The following is a 1,505-nucleotide window of genomic DNA, read 5'->3' as shown; positions in this document are numbered from 1 at the left end:
GGGGTAGCCCGCTCCGGTGGTCCCGGCGTCGCCGTCGTCCGGAACGGCCAGGCTGCGGGTGGTTGTACCGATAACGTCGCCGATGTCGTCGCATGCTTTCGTCCGGCGAGGTCCCCGTGCCCAGACCGTCGCGCCGGCAGGACAGTTCGGCCGGTCGGCGCGTTCTGGGATGTTTGCTCCGTCGGACGTGTCATGGTCGTCGGGGGGCTCGACGCCGAGCACGGCAACACACAGTGTGGGGAGGTCAACGTGTCGGGTACCCGGCGGGCGCGCACGCTCGTGGCCGGTATCCAGTCCTCGCTGGGGGCGGCACTGGCGCTCGCCGATCGGCTGGATGAGCAGGCGGACCGGATCGAGGCCGAAGCGGGTTCCGGTGTCGCCGGGAAGGCTGATGGCCTCGGTGAGTCCGGTGCGGGGCGGCTCGACGTCGCCGGGGAGCTCGCCCGGGCCGCCGTGATCGCCCGTTCCCGGGCGCGTGGATTCGCCGGCGCGTCCTGGGCGGCGCCCGACTGGCGGCACGGCCCCTTCGGCGTCGCCCCGGTCGGCGACCGGGCTCGTTTCCGGCCCGCTCTGTGGCAGGTCGGCCAGGTCATCGTGCCGCCCGACGATCCCACGGCGCAGCACCGGACGGTGCCACTGGCCATCCCGCTGCTGGACGGCCTGAACCTGCGGATCGAGACGACCCGGTCCCGCCGGCCCGCCGCGGTCGACCTCGTGCGTGGCCTGCTGACCCGCGTCCTCGCCGCGGCGCCGGCCGGGCGGGTCCGACTCGTCGTCTATGACCCCCACGAGCTCGGTGCCGGGCTCGCTGGCTTTGCGCCGCTGCGTGCCGCCGGTGTGGCCACTCCCACGCTCACGACGCGGGCCCGGCTCGAGGAGGTCCTCGCGGAGCTGTCGGCGGAGGTGGGAAGGATCACTGTGGACCGGCTCGGTGGCCGGTTCGACTCGTTGCGGGAGCGGGAGGATGCTGGGCTTCCGCGTTCGGAGCCCTGGCGCGTCCTGGTGCTGCTCGGTGAGCCCCGGCTGCACGACGAGGGCGCGCGGGCGCTCGCCGCCATCGCGGCCCAGGGCCCGTCCTGCGGGGTGGTGGTGATCTCCATCGTGGAGGTCCGGCCGTCCGGTGCGGAGCCGGTCCTGGGCGGCTCGCGGGACGATCCCGATGAGGTGACGCCGCTGGATCCCGACGTCATCGGCCTGGAGCCCGACGAGGACGAGGACTCGGTGACGGAACCCCTGCCGAGGTCGGTGGTGTTCACCGCGGTCGAGCTCCTCGCCGATCGGCCGGGATGGCGCCGGGTCGCCGCGGGAGGCTGGTGCACATCGCTGACCGGTCTGCTGCGGGTCGAGCTGGACCCGCCGCCGCACTCCATGCTGGTCGCCGCGGTCACGGCTCAGGTCGCCGCGGCGGCCACCCGGGAGGCCGCCCGGCCGCCCGCCATCAGCGACATGCTGCCCCGCGGCCTGTGGGAGTTCGACAGCGCCGCCGGGGTGGGTGTTGAGGTGGC

Annotated in this window: 1 pseudogene; it reads left to right on the top strand. The window is 74.5% G+C overall.

Annotated features, from left to right (window positions below):
- Positions 1-192: 192 nt before the first annotated feature.
- Positions 193-1,505 (top strand): annotated as a pseudogene (locus ACY45C_RS03815) (FtsK/SpoIIIE domain-containing protein); the annotation flags it as partial.

The organism is Frankia sp. CcWB2 (genome assembly GCF_977927585.1).
Note: the sequence above shows the minus strand (reverse complement) of the source record. Positions and strands in the feature narration are given on the sequence as shown.